This is a genomic window from Streptomyces sp. NPDC044002 (genome assembly GCF_056434525.1).
Map to the genome: position 1 here is coordinate 23829 of NZ_JBWKEZ010000054.1, position 14487 is coordinate 38315.

At 71.4% G+C, this 14487-nt stretch carries 14 protein-coding genes and 2 pseudogenes; 9 read left to right on the forward strand and 7 right to left on the reverse strand.

The window, feature by feature from the left end:
• The first annotated feature begins 166 nt into the window (after nt 1-166).
• The 4 genes from AC07A6_RS30990 to AC07A6_RS31005 are packed head-to-tail and all read left to right on the forward strand — an operon-like array spanning nt 167 to nt 4711.
• Entirely contained in the window at nt 167-1603 is a 1437-nt protein-coding gene (locus tag AC07A6_RS30990; protein ID WP_478779347.1) for an FGGY family carbohydrate kinase, read from the forward strand.
• Nucleotides 1600-3003 (forward strand): FAD-dependent oxidoreductase, encoded by a 1404-nt coding sequence (locus AC07A6_RS30995; protein ID WP_478779348.1) that lies wholly within the window; start codon nt 1600-1602, stop codon nt 3001-3003. The genes AC07A6_RS30990 and AC07A6_RS30995 overlap by 4 nt, the downstream gene beginning before the upstream one ends.
• Nucleotides 2996-4222 carry an NAD(P)/FAD-dependent oxidoreductase gene (locus AC07A6_RS31000; RefSeq protein ID WP_478779349.1) on the forward strand — a complete coding sequence of 409 codons (1227 nt, stop codon included), beginning with the start codon at nt 2996-2998 and terminating at the stop codon, nt 4220-4222. The genes AC07A6_RS30995 and AC07A6_RS31000 overlap by 8 nt, the downstream gene beginning before the upstream one ends.
• 42 nt (nt 4223-4264) lie before the next feature.
• Nucleotides 4265-4711 carry a hypothetical protein gene (locus AC07A6_RS31005; protein ID WP_478779350.1) on the forward strand — a complete coding sequence of 149 codons (447 nt, stop codon included), beginning with the start codon at nt 4265-4267 and terminating at the stop codon, nt 4709-4711.
• Here AC07A6_RS31005 and AC07A6_RS31010 read toward each other — a convergent pair.
• Both AC07A6_RS31010 and AC07A6_RS31015 read right to left on the reverse strand, forming a co-directional pair.
• A complete protein-coding gene (locus tag AC07A6_RS31010) occupies nt 4705-5406 on the reverse strand; it encodes a response regulator transcription factor (protein WP_478779365.1) in 702 nt (233 codons plus the stop codon). The genes AC07A6_RS31005 and AC07A6_RS31010 overlap by 7 nt on opposite strands.
• 14 nt (nt 5407-5420) lie before the next feature.
• A complete protein-coding gene (locus tag AC07A6_RS31015) occupies nt 5421-6707 on the reverse strand; it encodes a sensor histidine kinase (RefSeq protein WP_478779351.1) in 1287 nt (428 codons plus the stop codon).
• A 135-nt stretch (nt 6708-6842) separates the two neighbouring features.
• Here AC07A6_RS31015 and AC07A6_RS31020 point away from each other — a divergent pair, with 135 nt between their 5' ends.
• Nucleotides 6843-7211, forward strand: a complete 369-nt coding sequence (locus tag AC07A6_RS31020; protein WP_478779352.1) for a DUF4190 domain-containing protein — start codon at nt 6843-6845, stop codon at nt 7209-7211.
• Between the two features lie 447 nt (nt 7212-7658).
• On the opposite strand, the gene AC07A6_RS31025 is transcribed toward AC07A6_RS31020, so the two are convergent.
• A complete protein-coding gene (locus AC07A6_RS31025; protein ID WP_478779353.1) occupies nt 7659-8594 on the reverse strand; it encodes a hypothetical protein in 936 nt (311 codons plus the stop codon).
• Nucleotides 8595-9078: 484 nt separating this feature from the next.
• Between AC07A6_RS31025 and AC07A6_RS31030 the strand changes: the two are divergent.
• The 3 genes and pseudogenes from AC07A6_RS31030 to AC07A6_RS31040 all read left to right on the forward strand — a co-directional run.
• Nucleotides 9079-9436 (forward strand): annotated as a pseudogene (locus AC07A6_RS31030) (helix-turn-helix domain-containing protein); the annotation flags it as partial.
• Nucleotides 9433-9987 (forward strand): flavoprotein, encoded by a 555-nt coding sequence (locus tag AC07A6_RS31035; RefSeq protein WP_478779354.1) that lies wholly within the window; start codon nt 9433-9435, stop codon nt 9985-9987. The pseudogene AC07A6_RS31030 and the gene AC07A6_RS31035, both read left to right, overlap by 4 nt.
• A 54-nt stretch (nt 9988-10041) precedes the next feature.
• Nucleotides 10042-10188 (forward strand): annotated as a pseudogene (locus AC07A6_RS31040) (NUDIX hydrolase); the annotation flags it as partial.
• A 127-nt stretch (nt 10189-10315) separates the two neighbouring features.
• On the opposite strand, the gene mobC reads toward AC07A6_RS31040, so the two are convergent.
• From mobC to AC07A6_RS31060, 4 genes are all read right to left on the reverse strand, one after another.
• Complete coding sequence (gene mobC / locus AC07A6_RS31045) at nt 10316-10495, reverse strand: plasmid mobilization relaxosome protein MobC (RefSeq protein WP_362467745.1); 180 nt, start codon at nt 10493-10495, stop codon at nt 10316-10318.
• 22 nt (nt 10496-10517) lie between these two features.
• Nucleotides 10518-11102, reverse strand: coding sequence for a hypothetical protein (locus AC07A6_RS31050; RefSeq protein WP_362467747.1), 585 nt, complete (start codon nt 11100-11102; stop codon nt 10518-10520).
• A gap of 168 nt (nt 11103-11270) precedes the next feature.
• Complete coding sequence (locus AC07A6_RS31055; RefSeq protein WP_478779366.1) at nt 11271-11753, reverse strand: SMI1/KNR4 family protein; 483 nt, start codon at nt 11751-11753, stop codon at nt 11271-11273.
• Nucleotides 11754-12118: 365 nt separating this feature from the next.
• The gene (locus tag AC07A6_RS31060) at nt 12119-13279 is read right to left on the reverse strand and encodes a magnesium and cobalt transport protein CorA (protein ID WP_362467751.1); all 1161 of its coding nucleotides are present in this window, start codon (nt 13277-13279) and stop codon (nt 12119-12121) included.
• A gap of 68 nt (nt 13280-13347) precedes the next feature.
• On the opposite strand from AC07A6_RS31060, the gene AC07A6_RS31065 reads away from it, so the two are divergent.
• The gene (locus AC07A6_RS31065; RefSeq protein WP_478779355.1) at nt 13348-14463 is read left to right on the forward strand and encodes a winged helix DNA-binding domain-containing protein; all 1116 of its coding nucleotides are present in this window, start codon (nt 13348-13350) and stop codon (nt 14461-14463) included.
• The last annotated feature ends 24 nt before the right edge of the window (nt 14464-14487 follow it).

Here is a 14487-nt window from a genome sequence, read left to right on the forward strand (position 1 = left end):
CACTCAATGGATGTGATTATCCGTCAGTCGCAACGGGGGAGGCTCGGAAGGATCTTGACGGGCGTCCCGCACTGGTGGAGGCTTCCGACCGGCGCATCGGCGCATCGGCGCATCGGCGCATCGGCGCACCGACGAACCGCCGGCACGCGGACGGAACGGAGTGGTGATGACGGGCCCGGTGCTCGCAGTGGACCAAGGCACCTCGGGAACCAAGGCCCTCGTCCTGTGCCCCGACCGCGGGATCATCGGCTCGGCCTCCGCCCCCGTACGCCCCCGCCACCTCCCGGACGGCCGCGTGGAGGTGGACCCGGCCGAGCTGCTGGACTCCGTCGTCGACGCCGGGCGGGCCGCGCTGGCCGCGGCCGGCGAGCCGGTGGCGGCCGTGGGCCTGGCCAACCAGGGCGAGACCGTACTCGCCTGGGACCCGGCGAACGGCGAGCCGCTCACCGACGCGATCGTCTGGCAGGACCGGCGCGCCGCCGGCCTGTGCACCGAACTGGCCCCGCACGCCGAAATGCTGCGCGAGCGCACCGGCCTGCCGCTCGACCCCTACTTCGCCGCGCCCAAGATGGCCTGGATACGCCGCCACCTCACCCGGCGGGGCGTCGTCACGACCAGCGACGCCTGGCTGGTGCACCGCCTCACCGGCGCGTTCGCCACCGACGCCGCCACCGCCGGCCGCACCCAGCTGCTCGACCTCGACACCGTCGGCTGGTCCCAGGAGGCCCTCGCAGCCTTCGGCCTCGACGGGGAGCCGCTGCCGGAGGTCGTCGACGCGGACACCCGCGTCGGCACCACCACCGCCTTCGGCCCCGAACTGCCGCTGACCGGGCTGCTCGTCGACCAGCAGGCCGCCCTGCTCGCCCAGAGCGTCACCGCCCCCGGCACCGCCAAGTGCACCTACGGCACCGGCGCGTTCCTCCTCGCCCAGACCGGACCCCGCCCGCGCCGCAGCTCCACCGGACTCGTCGGCTGCGTGGCCTGGCGGATCGGCGGCCGGACCAGCTACTGCCTCGACGGCCAGGTGTACACGGCCGCCTCCGCCGTGCGCTGGCTCACCGATCTCGGCGTGATCTCCGGCGCCGAGGACCTCGACACCGTCGGCGCGGGCGTCCCCGACTCCGGCGGCGTCACCTTCGTCCCCGCCCTCGCCGGGCTCGCCGCCCCCTGGTGGCGGGGCGACCTGCGGGGCTCCGTCACCGGCCTCGGCCTCGGCACCACCGCCGGGCACCTGGTGCACGCCCTGTGCGACGGCATCGCCGCCCAGGTCGCCGAACTCGCCGACGCGGCCGCCGCCGACCTCGGCACCCCGCTCACCGCCCTCCGCGTCGACGGCGGCCTCACCCGCTCCGCCCTGCTCATGCAGGCCCAGGCCGACCTGCTCCGGATCCCCGTGGAGGTGTCGGCACTGCCCGACGCCACCGCCCTCGGCGTCGGCGCGGTCGCCCGCCTCGGCCTCGACACCTCCCTCACCGTCCGCGAGGCCGTCCCGGAGTGGAAGCCGTCCGCCGTCTACGAACCCAGGGCCGGCGCCGACGAAGCCGCCGAACGCCGCGCCCGGTTCCGCACCGCGGTCGCCGCCCTGCTCGACGGCCCCGCGTGAGCGTCACCACCCGCGGCGCCCTGCCCGGCGGCGCGTACGACGTCACCGTCATCGGCGCCGGCGTGGTCGGCTCGGCCATCGCCCGCGAACTGGCCCGGCTCCCGCTACGGATCGCCCTGCTCGACGCCTCCGACGACGTCGGCGACGGCACCTCCAAGGCCAACACCGCCATCCTGCACACCGGCTTCGACGCCGTCCCCGGCACCCTGGAGTCCCGGCTGGTCCGCGAGGGCAGCCGGCGGCTCGCCGCGTACGCCGCCGAGAACGGCATCCCCGTCGAGCCGCTCGGGGCGCTCCTCGTGGCCTGGGACGCGGAACAGCTCGCCGCCCTCCCCGCACTCGCCGCCAAGGCGGAGCGCAACGGCTACCGCGACGCCCGCGTCATCCCCGCCGAGGAGGTCCGGGCCCGCGAGCCGCACCTCGGCCCCGGGGTGCTCGGCGCCCTCGGCGTACCCGGCGAATCCGTCATCTGCCCCTGGACGACGACCCTCGCGTACGCCACGCAGGCCGTCCGCGCGGGAGTCGACCTGCACCTCAACTGCCCGGTCCAGCACATCACTTCCGGGGATCCACACGTGCTGACCACCGGGCGGGGGCCGCTGCGCACCCGGCACCTGGTCAACGCGGCCGGCCTGTACGCCGACGAGATCGACCGGCTGCTCGGCCACGCCGACTTCACCGTGACGCCCCGGCGCGGCCAGCTGATCGTCTTCGACGGGCTGGCACGGGACCTCGTACGCCACATCCTGCTGCCGGTGCCGGGCGCACTCGGAAAGGGGGTCCTGGTGACGCCGACCGTGCACGGCAAGGTCATGCTGGGCCCGACCGCCGAGGACCTCGACGACAAGACGGCCACCGGGTCGACCGCCGAAGGCCTCGCCCTGCTGCGGGACAAGGGCCGGCGGATCCTGCCCGCCCTCATCGACGAGGAGGTCACCGCCGTGTACGCGGGCCTGCGGGCCGCCACCGGATCCGAGGACTACGCGATCCGCGCCCACCCCGCCCAGCGGTACGTCACCGTCGGCGGCATCCGCTCCACCGGCCTGACGGCCTCCATGGCGATCGCCTCCCACGTCGTGGACCTCCTCGCGGACGGCGGCCTGCCCGTGACCGGCCCCCGGGACCTCGAACCGGTCCGGATGCCGAACCTGGGCGAGGCGTTCCCCCGCCCCTACCGCGACGCCGAGCTGATCGCGGCGGACCCCGAGTACGGCCGGATCGTCTGCCACTGCGAGCGCGTGACCCGCGGGGAGATCCGCGACGCCCTCGCCTCGACCGTCCCGCCCGGCTCGCTCGACGGCCTGCGCAGGCGCACCCGCGCCCGGGCCGGCCGCTGCCAGGGCTTCCACTGCGGGGCCGCGGTCCGCGCCCTGTTCGACCGGAAGGCCCCCCATGCCTGACCGCACGGACCGCACGGACCGCACGGACCGTACGGTCGACGTACTGGTCGTCGGGGCGGGCCCCGCCGGACTCGCCCTCGCCGCCCGCGCCGCCCGCGCGGGCGCCGGCCGGGTCGAGGTCCTGGAACGCGATGAGGAGCCCGGCGGCGTACCCCGCCACTGCCACCACGGCGGCTTCGGCAACCCCCCGCTGCCCTGGCTGCAGGGCCCCCGCTACGCGCGCCGCGCGGTCGCCGCGGCCCTGGACGCCGGAGCGGCCCTCCGCACCGGCGTCACCGCCACCGGCTGGGCGGGACCACTGACCCTGGAGACCACGAGCCCCGCCGGGCTGGAACGGATCACCGCCCGGGCCGTCGTCCTCGCCACCGGCGCCCGGGAACGCCCCCGCAGCGCCCGCCTGGTCCCGGGAACCCGCCCCGCGGGCGTCCTCACCACCGGCGAGCTCCAGCAGTCGCTCCACCCGTACGCCCACCCCCTCGGCCACCGCGCGGTACTGGTCGGCGCCGAACCGGTGGCCCGCCACGCGGCCCGCGCCCTCCACCGCGCGGGCACGCGGGTCGCGGCGATGCTCACGGAACACCCGCGCGGCGCCGCCCTCCCGGGAGTCCCCCTCCTCACCCGCACCACGGTGACCGCCCTCCACGGCCGGGGCCGCCTCACGGGCGTCGCCGTACGCCACCAGGACGGCCGGTCGGGAGTCATCGCCTGCGACACGATAATCTTCACCGGCGACTGGATCCCCGACCACGAACTGGCCCGCCGCGGCGGCATCACCCTGGACCCGGGCACCCGGGGCCCCTCCGTGGACCCCTCCTTCCGCACCACCACCCCGGGGGTCTTCGCCGTCGGCAACGCCCTCCACGGCATCGAACCCGCCGCCACGGCCGCAGCCGAGGGCGCCGCCGCGGCACCCGCCGTCCTGGCCCACCTCACCGGCACCCCCTGGCCCACCCCCGGCCCCCGCCTCCTGCCCCACCCACCCCTCGCCCGCCTCACCCCGAACCACCTCACGGGCCCCACCACCCGCCCCCTGCTCCTCCGCTCCACCACCCCCCTCACGACCCCCCTGATCCACGCCCACCAGGACGGCCACCCCCTCTGGCACCACCGCTTCCCCACCCGCCTGTCCCCCCACCGCTCCCTCCACCTCCCGCCGGGCTGGACGACGCGGGTCGACATGGAGGGCGGGCCGGTGATCCTCTCCGTCAACGCACCATGACCACCTGCGATCATGACCAGACATCAGGGGGGGAGCAGAACAATGAGGTCATCACGCATCGCCGCCACAGCGGTGCTCGGTCTGGTATCGATGCTGGCCGGGTGCGGAACCAGCGCAGAGGCCGAGAAGTCCATCGCCGACGTCCGGAAGTCGGTGGACCGCATCCAGGGCGAGATGAAACTGGAGACCAAGGCGGTCGCCGCCCGGGACGCGAGGACCGAGGTCGAGAGCGTCCGACTCGTGGCGCAGCTCGAAGCGGAGAACCTCAAGAAGTACGCCTCCCGCGCCCCGTCCGAAACCCAGGAGTTCGCGGACGCCGCGCAGTCCTGGGCCGAGGCGGTGGCGACGTCACGCGCGGCGATCATCAACCGCGTTCCGGAGGCCACCTCCGCCGCGGCGATGCTGACCGTCCGCCTCAACACGAAGCGGATGGACGAGGAGGCCGAGGAACTCGGCATCGATCCCTGGCTGAAACTGGGCGACTACTGACCGGCGAACCCAGGAGCCACCAGTCCGGACTCGTACGCGATCACCACCGCGTGGGTCCGGTTCTGGGCCCCGAGCTTGGTCAGCACGTTCCCGACGTGCGTCTTCACCGTCTCCAGGCTCACCGTGAGGGACCCGGCGATCTCCGGGTTGGACAGGCCGGTGGCCATCAGCCGCAGCACCTCCTCCTCGCGCCCCGTCAGCGCCGCGTTCGGCAGCGCCTCGGCGGAGCCCAGCGGGCGGGCGGCGACCATCCGGCGCAGAGCCGCCGGGAAGAGGATCGCCTCCCCGGCCGCCACCACCCGCACCGCCTCCGCGATCTGCCGGACCGGAAGCCGCTTGAGCACGAACCCGCTGGCCCCCGCGCTGAGCGCGGCGGTGACGTAGTCGTCGTTCTCGAAGGTGGTGATCACCACGACCTTCGGCGGTGCGGCCGAGTCGGCCAGCAGCTGCCGGGTGGCCTCGATCCCGTTGCGGCGCGGCATCCGCACGTCCATGAGGACCACGTCCGGCCGCAGCAGCCGTGCCTGCTCGACCGCCTCGACGCCGTCGGCCGCCTCGCCGACCACCGCGATCCCCGGCTGTGCCGCGAGCAGCATGCGCAGACCGCTGCGGGTCACCTCGTCGTCGTCCGCGATCAGGAGGGTGACGGGGGTGGCGGAGGGCCCGCCGGCCGCGCCCGCCTCAGAGCCGTTCATGCCTATCACGCCGATCACGCCGACAACCGTACCGGCAGCCGGACCGCCAGCCGCCAGTGCTGCGGCCCGTCCGGGCCCGCCTCGATCTCACCGTGCAGCAACCGCACCCGCTCGGCCAGCCCGCGCAGGCCGTGGCCGGACGTCGGGAAGGCACCCGTACCGGCACCCGTACCCGTACCCGTACCCGTCCCGGTCCGGTTGACCACACCGAGCTCCAGTCCGTCCGGCGTCGCCGCCACCCGGACCCTGATCGGACCGCCGGCCCCGTGCCGCAGCGCGTTCGTCAGCCCCTCCTGCAGGATCCGGTACGCCGCCCGGGACAGCGTCCCCTGCACCTGCGCAGGCTCGCCCGAAACCTCCGGCTCCACCACCGCCCCCGCGTGCCGCACCCTGTCCAGCAGCTCGGGCAGGTCGGCCAGGGTCCGGGTCGGCGCCGTCCCCGCCTTCTCCTCGCGCAGCACGCCCAGCACGTAGTCCAGGTCCTCCAGTGCGGCCCGGGCCGACTCCTCGATGCTGCGCAGGGCGGCCCGCGCCGCCACCGGGTCGGCGGAGAGCAGCTCGCCCGCCACCGCTGCCTGGATCGTGGCCGCCGTCAGCGTGTGCCCGATCGAGTCGTGCAACTCGTGGGCCAGCCGGTTCCGTTCGGCCAGTACCTGCTCCCGCTCGGCCGCCAGCGCGAGCCGCTCGGCCGACGACGGCCCCAACAGCCGCGGCGCCAGCGACCGCAGGACGTTCGTCACCACCACGCACACCACCGCCGCCAGCAGCACGCATCCGAGGGCGAGCACCCAGCTGGACCAGCCGCCGTTCACCCGCACCATCCGGCCGGGCAGATCCAGCCCCGCCCAGACACCGGTCCAACCCCCGGGCAGGGCCAGGCCCGCGAACAGCAGCGCGCCGCTGACCAGACCACCCGCCCACCCCAGCGCCACGTGCAGGAGCAGCCAGACCGGAGTCCGCCAGCGGTCGGAGCCGGACGGCACGACGAAGACCGGCACCGAAGACGTCCGACCCGCTGACCGGGCAGCCGCCGCGGGATCCGGCAACCTCACCCCCAGCAGCCGCCGGGCGGACACGATCAGCGCCCGCCGCGTGCCGCGGGCCAGCCCCGCCGCACCGACCAGCGCCGCCCAGACCAGGAGGGCCAGAGCGACCCGCGCTCCCTGCGGGGCGGGGTGCCACGCCAGCGCCGGCAGCAGGGCGAAAGGCAGCAGCGGAAGGCTCGCCAGCGCGCCGCCATAGGCGAACAGCATGCCCGAATACGTGGAGCCGCGCAGAAACGGCCGGATTGCCCTGATCACGACGGCAAGTATGACCGGGTGACCCACCGCCGGCCTCCCCCGATCGAGGGAGCACGTTCTCCCCCCTTTCCGCGATGCGCACCCAGGCCCCCGAACCCATGCTCGTGTCCTGCCCCGTTGACGAGAGGACCACTGATGAGCACGCAGGAAATCGACACCCGGCCGCACCACCCGACCTCGCCCCGTTCCGACAGGAACGGCCTGGCCGTGGCCGCCATGGTGCTCGGCGTCATCGGCTGGCTCACCTCGATCGTCTTCATCGGCGGCCTGCTCGGTGTCATCGGCCTGATCCTGGGCGCCGCCGCCCTGCCGAAGGCCAAGCGGACCGGCACGGGCCGGGGCATGGCCCTCACCGGCTTGGTGACGTCGTTCCTCGCGATCGTGGTGTCGATCCTGGTCGCCGTCTTCATGACTTGGTACGCCAACAAAACGCAGCAGTGCTACGACCCCGGCAGCTTTCGGGAATACCGGCAGTGCGTCCACCAGCAGCTCACTGGGCACTGACCGGCGGCCGGTAGCGCAGCCGACCATGCCCGCGGCTTCGGTGCACCGTCCGTGCGGCCGACCCCCGCCAGTGCTTGGCCTGTGCCATGGGTGTCCACGGAAGGCAACGGGTCGCCTCCCGCCGGGGAAACAGCTTCGTGTCAGCCACCCTTTCGGCGATGCCCAGAACCCGCTTTTGGCCGGGACGGGCATTTGAGTTTGAGTGGAGATGGCCGATCTTAGAGACGGATTCGCCGATTAGAGATGACGCACAAACTTGCGCAAACCTCCCCAATCAAGTCGATTGCGAAGGGGGGATCCGATGCTCCAACTCTATCTAGGGGGTGGCTTCGAAGTTCATGCCGTAGATCGTGTCGGGTGAGGGCATGGCCTCCCACGAGGAACGCGGCCGGGCACCCTGCACCTCTGCTGGGGCAGACACTACGACGGTGCTGCGAGGCCTGAGGTTCAGGTGACCCGCACGTAGCTTGCCTCGCGCATGCTTGCGCGCGGGTCGTCAAGCTTCGGCTTGTAGATCCTCTGGTAATTGGAGTTGTCTGCAAGGGGCGCCGTCACTTCGAAGCTGCCGAGGCGGCCAGTGCGCCAGTTCGGGTGCTGAACAAGCAGGTCTCGCAGGGATCCCCCGCTATCGATGTACTGCACCTCGAGAGAGTAGGTGCAGTAATACTTCTGTGTTTTGACCTGGATGAAGATGTCGAAGGCATCTGCTGGCGGGATCGGGACGGAGTGTCCAGCGAAGTATTCGGCCTTGCCTACCGCCAGATGAGGCTGACGATCATCGAGGTCCAAGTCGGCGACCAGGCCTTCCTCGCCGCCCGCACCCCCCACGGGGTAGTACAGGACCTCGTTGATCGGCCCCTCGCGATGGAGGGAAACTGGTTTGATGTCGACAACCCGGATGGGTGCCTTCCCGGTGTTTACGACTGACAGCTTGTACGAGTCGGCGCCCACGTGGACGAGGTGTTGCCTCTCTGTGAAGGATGAGTACCCAGCCTTCTCGGCGCCCTCCCCGATCTTGCTGAAGTAGTCTCGCTCCTCGTCGTCGGTAGGGAGATACTTCGAGGCGTCGAGCCCTCCCTCCTGAGGCACACTCAAGACTGCATTGACCCCATCCGCTCTGCCGGCGACCTGGCCGTCGCCGGGGTACCGGCTCAAGTCTGTCCGAGGCGGATCCGGGATTTTCACCTCGGTGATAGCCAGGACCGCCGCGAGCGCAATCGACATGGACACCGCAACGATTCCGATGGCAGCCTTGCCTGAGAGGCCGTTGATCTGGGTTCCCTGCCCCAGTTGGTTGACCTCACCGCCTTGGCTGGCCCGGCCATCCTGGTACAGGTTGTCGGCATGCGACGAACGGTCTTGCCGACCAGGTTCCAGCCCCACCGATCTCACCTCCGCCGCGCCATACCAGTCAGCGATTGATTTGGTCCCAGCTGACCTGGTACACGCATGCGTTCCTCCTGCTAGCGCTGGCTGTCTGTCGGATGCTCACATGCGCGATCCTGTCCTTGGGCCTCCGGGTCTCGTTCAAGAGTGCTCGCAGATCCTCTGGCCGGAGCCGCTACCATGGGGAGATCGCTCCGGATGAGCACGGTTCCAGGAATCCGTGAGCATCCGCATTACGACCACACTGCGCACAGAAGCAGCCAGATTGGCCAATTCGGTGCTCACGCTTCCTCCTCCTGTGACGGGTATTCTGACTCGATCCTAGCCAGTGTCAGGTCGCCCGTTGGGAATAACTAGCTCTGTCATTAAGCCTGTTCCGGACTGCGCTGGCGATCTCCGGCATGCAATGGCCTGCCTGGACGTCGGGACAGTGAGCAGCCTGCTCCTGGACATGGACGGCGTCCTCATATCGCTCTCGTCCCGGCCGGACGCCTGGGCCAACTTCAGCCCGACGAACGTCACCCCCTCACCGCATCAGTGCGGCGGCCTCCTTCGGCGACGCGGGCATCGCCCTCGACGCGGCCCGCCCGCTCATGCACCGCCACATCCCGGTCCCCGAGCGCCGTGCCGCACTCTGGATCGAGGCCGCCCGCGCCTACGCCCAGCAGGGTCGCCTGGCAGACGGCTACCAGGCGTTGCGGATCGCCGAGACCTGCGCCGCGCAGGACGTACGGCGTCCCGCCGTCCGCGAGCTGGTCGCCGACATGGCCGCGCGGGACCGCCGACGTACGCTGCCGGAGCTGCACCACTTCAGCCGCCGACTGGGAGTCCCCGCGTGACCGAGCCGCAGTCCAAGCCCTTCCTGTACGTCGTCGTGTGCGCCGCCGGGATCGCCGGCGACGTCGGCAGACTCATCACCACAGCGCAGGAACGGGGCTGGGAGGTTGGCGTCATCGCCACACCACAAGGTCTCGAGTTCCTCGACACCCGGGCGATCGAGGAGCAGACCGGGTACCCGGTCAGGTCCGCCTGGCGTTCGCCCGGCGAGGCGCGGACCTACCCGCGGGCCGATGCCATCGCGGTCGCGCCGGCCACGTTCAACACGGTCAACAAGTGGGCCGCGGGCTTCGCCGACAACCTGGCGCTCGGCATCCTCTGCGAAGCCCCCGGCATGGGCATTCCCACGGTCCTACTGCCCTACGTGAACACCGCGCTTGCCGCCCACCGGGCCTACCGGCGCAGCATCGACGAGCTCCGGGAGATGGGCGTGCTGATCGGCAGCTACGAGCCCCACCGTCCGAAGTCCGGCGGCGGCGCCGACCGCTTCCCCTGGGAGGAGGCGGTCGATCTACTCACCCCGCTCCTCCGGACCGGGGCCGAGCCGCAGTGAACGTGCCGGTATCGCCCCTCGGGGCAGCCGGCCCGCCCGATCGGGAGGGGCCACGTGGAGCGGGAGAATGCTGAAGGCCGACCGGCCATCGCAGCGGCCGTCGTGGTGCACGAAGGCCGCGTGCTTATGGTGCGGCGTCGGGTCAGCGAGGGGCGGCTCTCCTGGCAGTTCCCGGCCGGTGAGGTCGAGCCGGTGCAAGAACACCTCGACGTCGCCCTGGAACATTGACGCGGACTGGCCGCACGCACGGGGACAACACTCGGGGACGGTAGATCTCGGGGACCTCGGTGGGGCAGGCACTAGTGACCTGAATCTCCGACTCAGGTCACTAGCCGTCTTCGAGCAGTTGGTCGGTGGCGTTCTTGACGTGCGCGGAGGCCCGGCGGGCCGAGTCGAGTACGGCGTCGAGTTGGATGTCGGTCGGTCGACCAACGGAGTTGACGGCGCGGGTCAGCTGGTTCAGGTTGTTGCCGACCTGACCGAGGTTCCTGCGGGCGGGCCGGAGCACGTGCCTGAAGGCCTGTCCGGTCTCACCGCGGTATCTGAGAGCCCGCGCGGAGGGCGGCCGCCTGCGCGCGGCACCTTTCCAGTCCCACGGTCACCGCGTCCTGGTCCGGGCCGTCCTCGCCCGCCAGTAGTTCCCCTGCTGTGACCATGGCTGCCCAGAAGTCGGTGGGCGAGCCCCGCCTGCCCCGGAACTCCGTCTTCGCGAAGAACAGGAAGAGCTTCGTCAGCTCCCCGCCACGAAACCAGGCGAGCAGGCTGCCGGGATAGCCCCAACGGGCGCCAGCCGCGACCCACAACAGGTCGCGGATCCGCTCACCGCGATCGTCCAGCACCCGGTCGACAACGAATACCTGACTGCAGACGAGGAGCGAGGCGGCGAAGTCTTCTTCTCCCGCCGTGAACTCCTCGAGTAGGGGGTGTACCTCACGGATTCGGGCTTCGGCATCCGTCTGGGGTACGCCCAGGGCCAGACACACGGCCAACGCACACGCCCCCCAATCGCCGGTGCGCACGGCCAGTTCGGTGAAGACCTCCTCTGCGTCCCGTCCGGCACCAAGTATCGTGCGGGCGTCCAGAAGCAGCGTGTTCTCGCCTTCCCCATGCTTCATGGCCAGAGGCTACAGCGGAGCTTGGCCGTGGCGGGTCGGCGCGTTCGTTCGAATGAGCGCCCGCATTTCCGTAGACACCAAGGCCGCGCAGAGCCTGCGAGTCGGTGGCGAAGCTCTCGTCCAAGCGTCGTCTCGTTGGGCGGCCCCAGTATGCGTGTGGCGCTGGGGTCAGCGGCAGAGATCCATGATGGTGTCGTCGAAGTCGGGGAACTCCTGGGCGGCCAGTTCGATCACGGCAGTCGCCGACCGGCGCTGGTGCGGTGCGAATTCTTCTGCGATGGCTGTCAGTTCCCGATGAGGACGCGGGGTCCAGTCGGGCTCGTACGAGGTGGCAGCTTCCCAGGGGCCGAAGCCGCCCGCCAGTAGCCACAGGAAGTCGCCCAAGTTGCGGGCGACGACACCGGTCTCTCCCTCGGACCCGAGGAAGACTATGGGCTGCTCGGCCAGGGGCTGGCTCGGGCGGATCAGCCAGAACGCCGCGTACCCGCCCGAGCCGTCCTGCCCGAACACGCGGAGGTCGTCGCCGTCCAGTTCGCTGTTGCCGGTCCATGCCTGGAACCAGTCGGTGGTGTCGGCAGCGGAGAGGAAGGCCGAGAAGGGCTCGAAGTCGACCCCGGTCTTCCCGTCGGCGTAGTCGAATGGAACGGCCATCGCAGTGGCGAGCGCGGCGGGGAACTGGCGGTCATCGGTGGTATTCACGGGGACAGGCTAGACAGGGGGTCGGACATCGACGCCCCACAGGCAAGGTGGTCGGACGACTGCCGGTTTGTAGTCGTCGGGGGAGACAGGACAGGCCTGGTCGCGACAACGGGTGGCACAGCATCTGCGGTGCCACCCGTTGTCGTTGCCCTCCGCAACCGCCTGCCGTCGCAGGTGGTCGGCGGTGCGGGAGGGTCGGCCCCAAGGTGCGGGGGAGCGCTCGGCGTGGTCGGACCGCGGATTCTCCCCAGGGGGTCCCGAGAGACATTTTCTTGCGTTCGCAAGAGCTAAATTGATCAATGGTGCTGCTGCGCGGGCTACAACCAGTCGCGCTTCTTGAAGATGACGTACAGGCTGATGCAAACCACCGCCATCAGCAGGATTGCGAAGGGGTACCCCGCCGCCCACTTCAGCTCCGGCATGGTCTCGAAGTTCATGCCGTAGATCGTTCCCACGAGTGTGGGCGCGAACAGGATGGCGGCCCAGGAGGAGATCTTCTTGATCTCCTCGTTCTGTTCGAAGCCGGCCTCCGCCAAGGCGCGCATCTCCGCGTTCTGTTGTTGGGAGACCAGGGTGGCGTTCACCGTGAGGATTTCCGTGAGGGCCTGGCGGAAGCCGTCGACGCGTTCGCTCGTGTGCGTCACGTGGTCGGCCACGTCGCGGAGGTAGCGCTGGAGTTCCTCGTCCGTGCCGTACTTGGCGAAGCCCGCCATCAGGCCGTGGAGCATGCCGACCAGGGGGCGGGTGGCGCGCTGGAACTCGACCATTTCGCGGGAGAGTTCGTAGATGCGGCGGGAGACCTCCGGGTCGCCGCGGAAGACCTCCGTCTCGATCTCGTCCATGTCCGTCTGGACGCCCGCCACGACCGGGGCGTAGCCGTCCACCACCGCGTCGAGGATCGCGTACAGGACCGCCTCCGGGCCCAGGGAGAGGAGGTCCGGGGTCTCCTCCATGCGGCGGCGGACGGTGGTGAGGTCCGGGGCGGCTCCGTGGCGGACCGTGATCAGGAAGTCAGGGCCGACGAAGATGTGGAGCTCGCCGAAGTCGACCTCCTCCAGGGCGTCCAGGTAGCGGGCCGCGCGCAGGACCACGAAGAGGGTGTCGCCGTAGCGCTCCAGCTTGGGGCGCTGGTGGGCCTCCAGGGCGTCTTCGATCGAGAGCGGGTGCAGGTCGAACTCGGCGGCCAGGGAGTGTAGTTGGGACTCCGTGGGGCGGTGGAGGCCGATCCAGGCCATGCCGTCCGGTTGCTCGCGCAGCAGCCGGAAGGTGTCCGCGAGGGTGGTGGGGGAGGCGACCCGGCGGCCGTCGCGGTAGACGGCGGAGTCGATCACGCTCTCGCGGTCCGGGGGTGCCGGGCTGGGGGCCGTCGCCGGGGGAGTGGCGGCGGGGCCGGGAGGGCGGAGCCAGCCCGAGCGCCTCGAAGGGGAGGGGGAAGGGGAGGAGGGGGTGGAGGGGCGGCGGTTCGGTCGTTCCGACATCGCTGGTCAGCCTCCGGGCGGGGTGGTTGCGGACAGAGGGTGTCCGCGATCGGGGATAGGTTGCCGGTATGGCTTCCAGGACGAACCCCGTGCTCGACACCCGCGCTCTGAACCGTGCCACGCTCGCCCGCCAGCTGCTGCTGAGCCGCGCCGAGATGTCCCCTGAGGACGCCGTCGCGCACCTGCTCGGACTCCAGGCGCAGAACGTGAAACCCCCGTACTTCCAGCTGCACGCCCGGCTCGCCGGGTTCCGCCCCGAGCAGCTGGCCCGGCTGATGGAGGAGCGGAAGATCGTCCGGATGGTGACCATGCGGTCCACCATCCACACCCACACCGTCCGGGACGCCCTGAGGCTGAGGCCGCTCGTTCAGGGCGCCCGCGACCGGGAGGTGAACTACTTCCGGAAGGGGCTGGCCGGCGTGGACCTGGAGCGGCTCGCCCGGCGCGCCCGGGACTTCGTCGAGGCCGAGCCGCGCACGATGGGGGAGATCCGCGAGGAGCTGCTGAGGGAGTGGCCCTCCGCCGACCCGCAGTCGCTGGCCGTCGCCGCCCGCTGCCTGCTCCCGCTCGTACAGGTCACCCCGCGCGGAGTGTGGGGCCGCAGCGGGCAGGTGCGGTTGACGAGCCTGGAGTCCTGGGTGGGCGGTGAGGCCGCCGGGGGAGAGGCGGGGGACGGCATCGACGACGTCGTGCTGCGCTATCTGGGTGCCTTCGGGCCCGCCTCCGTCAAGGACATGCAGACCTGGGCCGGGCTCACCCGGCTGCGCGAGGCCTTCGAGCGGCTGCGCCCGCGGCTGGTCGCCTTCCGCGACGAGAACGGCGTCGAGCTCTTCGACCTCCCCGACGCGCCCCGCCCCGACGCCGATGTGCCGGCGCCGCCCCGCTTCCTTCCCGAGTTCGACAACCTGCTGCTCTCGCACGCCGACCGCTCCCGCGTGATCCCACCGGAGGCCAAGGGCCGCAGCTGGACCGGGAACCAGGCCCACTGCACCCTCCTCGTCGACGGGTTCCTGGCCGGGCTCTGGCGGATCGACGACACGACCGACCGGACCCGGCTGACCGTCGAGCTCTTCGGTACGCAGACACCGGCGCGGAAGGACGAGATCGCCGCCGAGGGCGAAGCGCTCCTCACCGGGATGGGGGGCACGCCCGGAGACGTGCGCTTCGGGTCAATCCACGGCTGACGCCGCCCTGGTGGAGGCCCCGCC

What these genes read in the sequence shown, in the direction of transcription:
- AC07A6_RS30990 (WP_478779347.1), top strand. Translation starts at nt 167, where the DNA reads ATGACGGGCCCGGTGCTCGCAGTGGACCAAGGCACCTCGGGAACCAAG.
- AC07A6_RS31000 (WP_478779349.1), top strand. Translation starts at nt 2,996, where the DNA reads ATGCCTGACCGCACGGACCGCACGGACCGCACGGACCGTACGGTCGAC.
- AC07A6_RS31005 (WP_478779350.1), top strand. Translation starts at nt 4,265, where the DNA reads ATGAGGTCATCACGCATCGCCGCCACAGCGGTGCTCGGTCTGGTATCG.
- AC07A6_RS31010 (WP_478779365.1), bottom strand. Translation starts at nt 5,406, where the DNA reads ATGAACGGCTCTGAGGCGGGCGCGGCCGGCGGGCCCTCCGCCACCCCC.
- AC07A6_RS31020 (WP_478779352.1), top strand. Translation starts at nt 6,843, where the DNA reads ATGAGCACGCAGGAAATCGACACCCGGCCGCACCACCCGACCTCGCCC.
- AC07A6_RS31050 (WP_362467747.1), bottom strand. Translation starts at nt 11,102, where the DNA reads ATGAAGCATGGGGAAGGCGAGAACACGCTGCTTCTGGACGCCCGCACG.
- AC07A6_RS31055 (WP_478779366.1), bottom strand. Translation starts at nt 11,753, where the DNA reads ATGGCCGTTCCATTCGACTACGCCGACGGGAAGACCGGGGTCGACTTC.
- AC07A6_RS31060 (WP_362467751.1), bottom strand. Translation starts at nt 13,279, where the DNA reads ATGTCGGAACGACCGAACCGCCGCCCCTCCACCCCCTCCTCCCCTTCC.
- AC07A6_RS31065 (WP_478779355.1), top strand. Translation starts at nt 13,348, where the DNA reads ATGGCTTCCAGGACGAACCCCGTGCTCGACACCCGCGCTCTGAACCGT.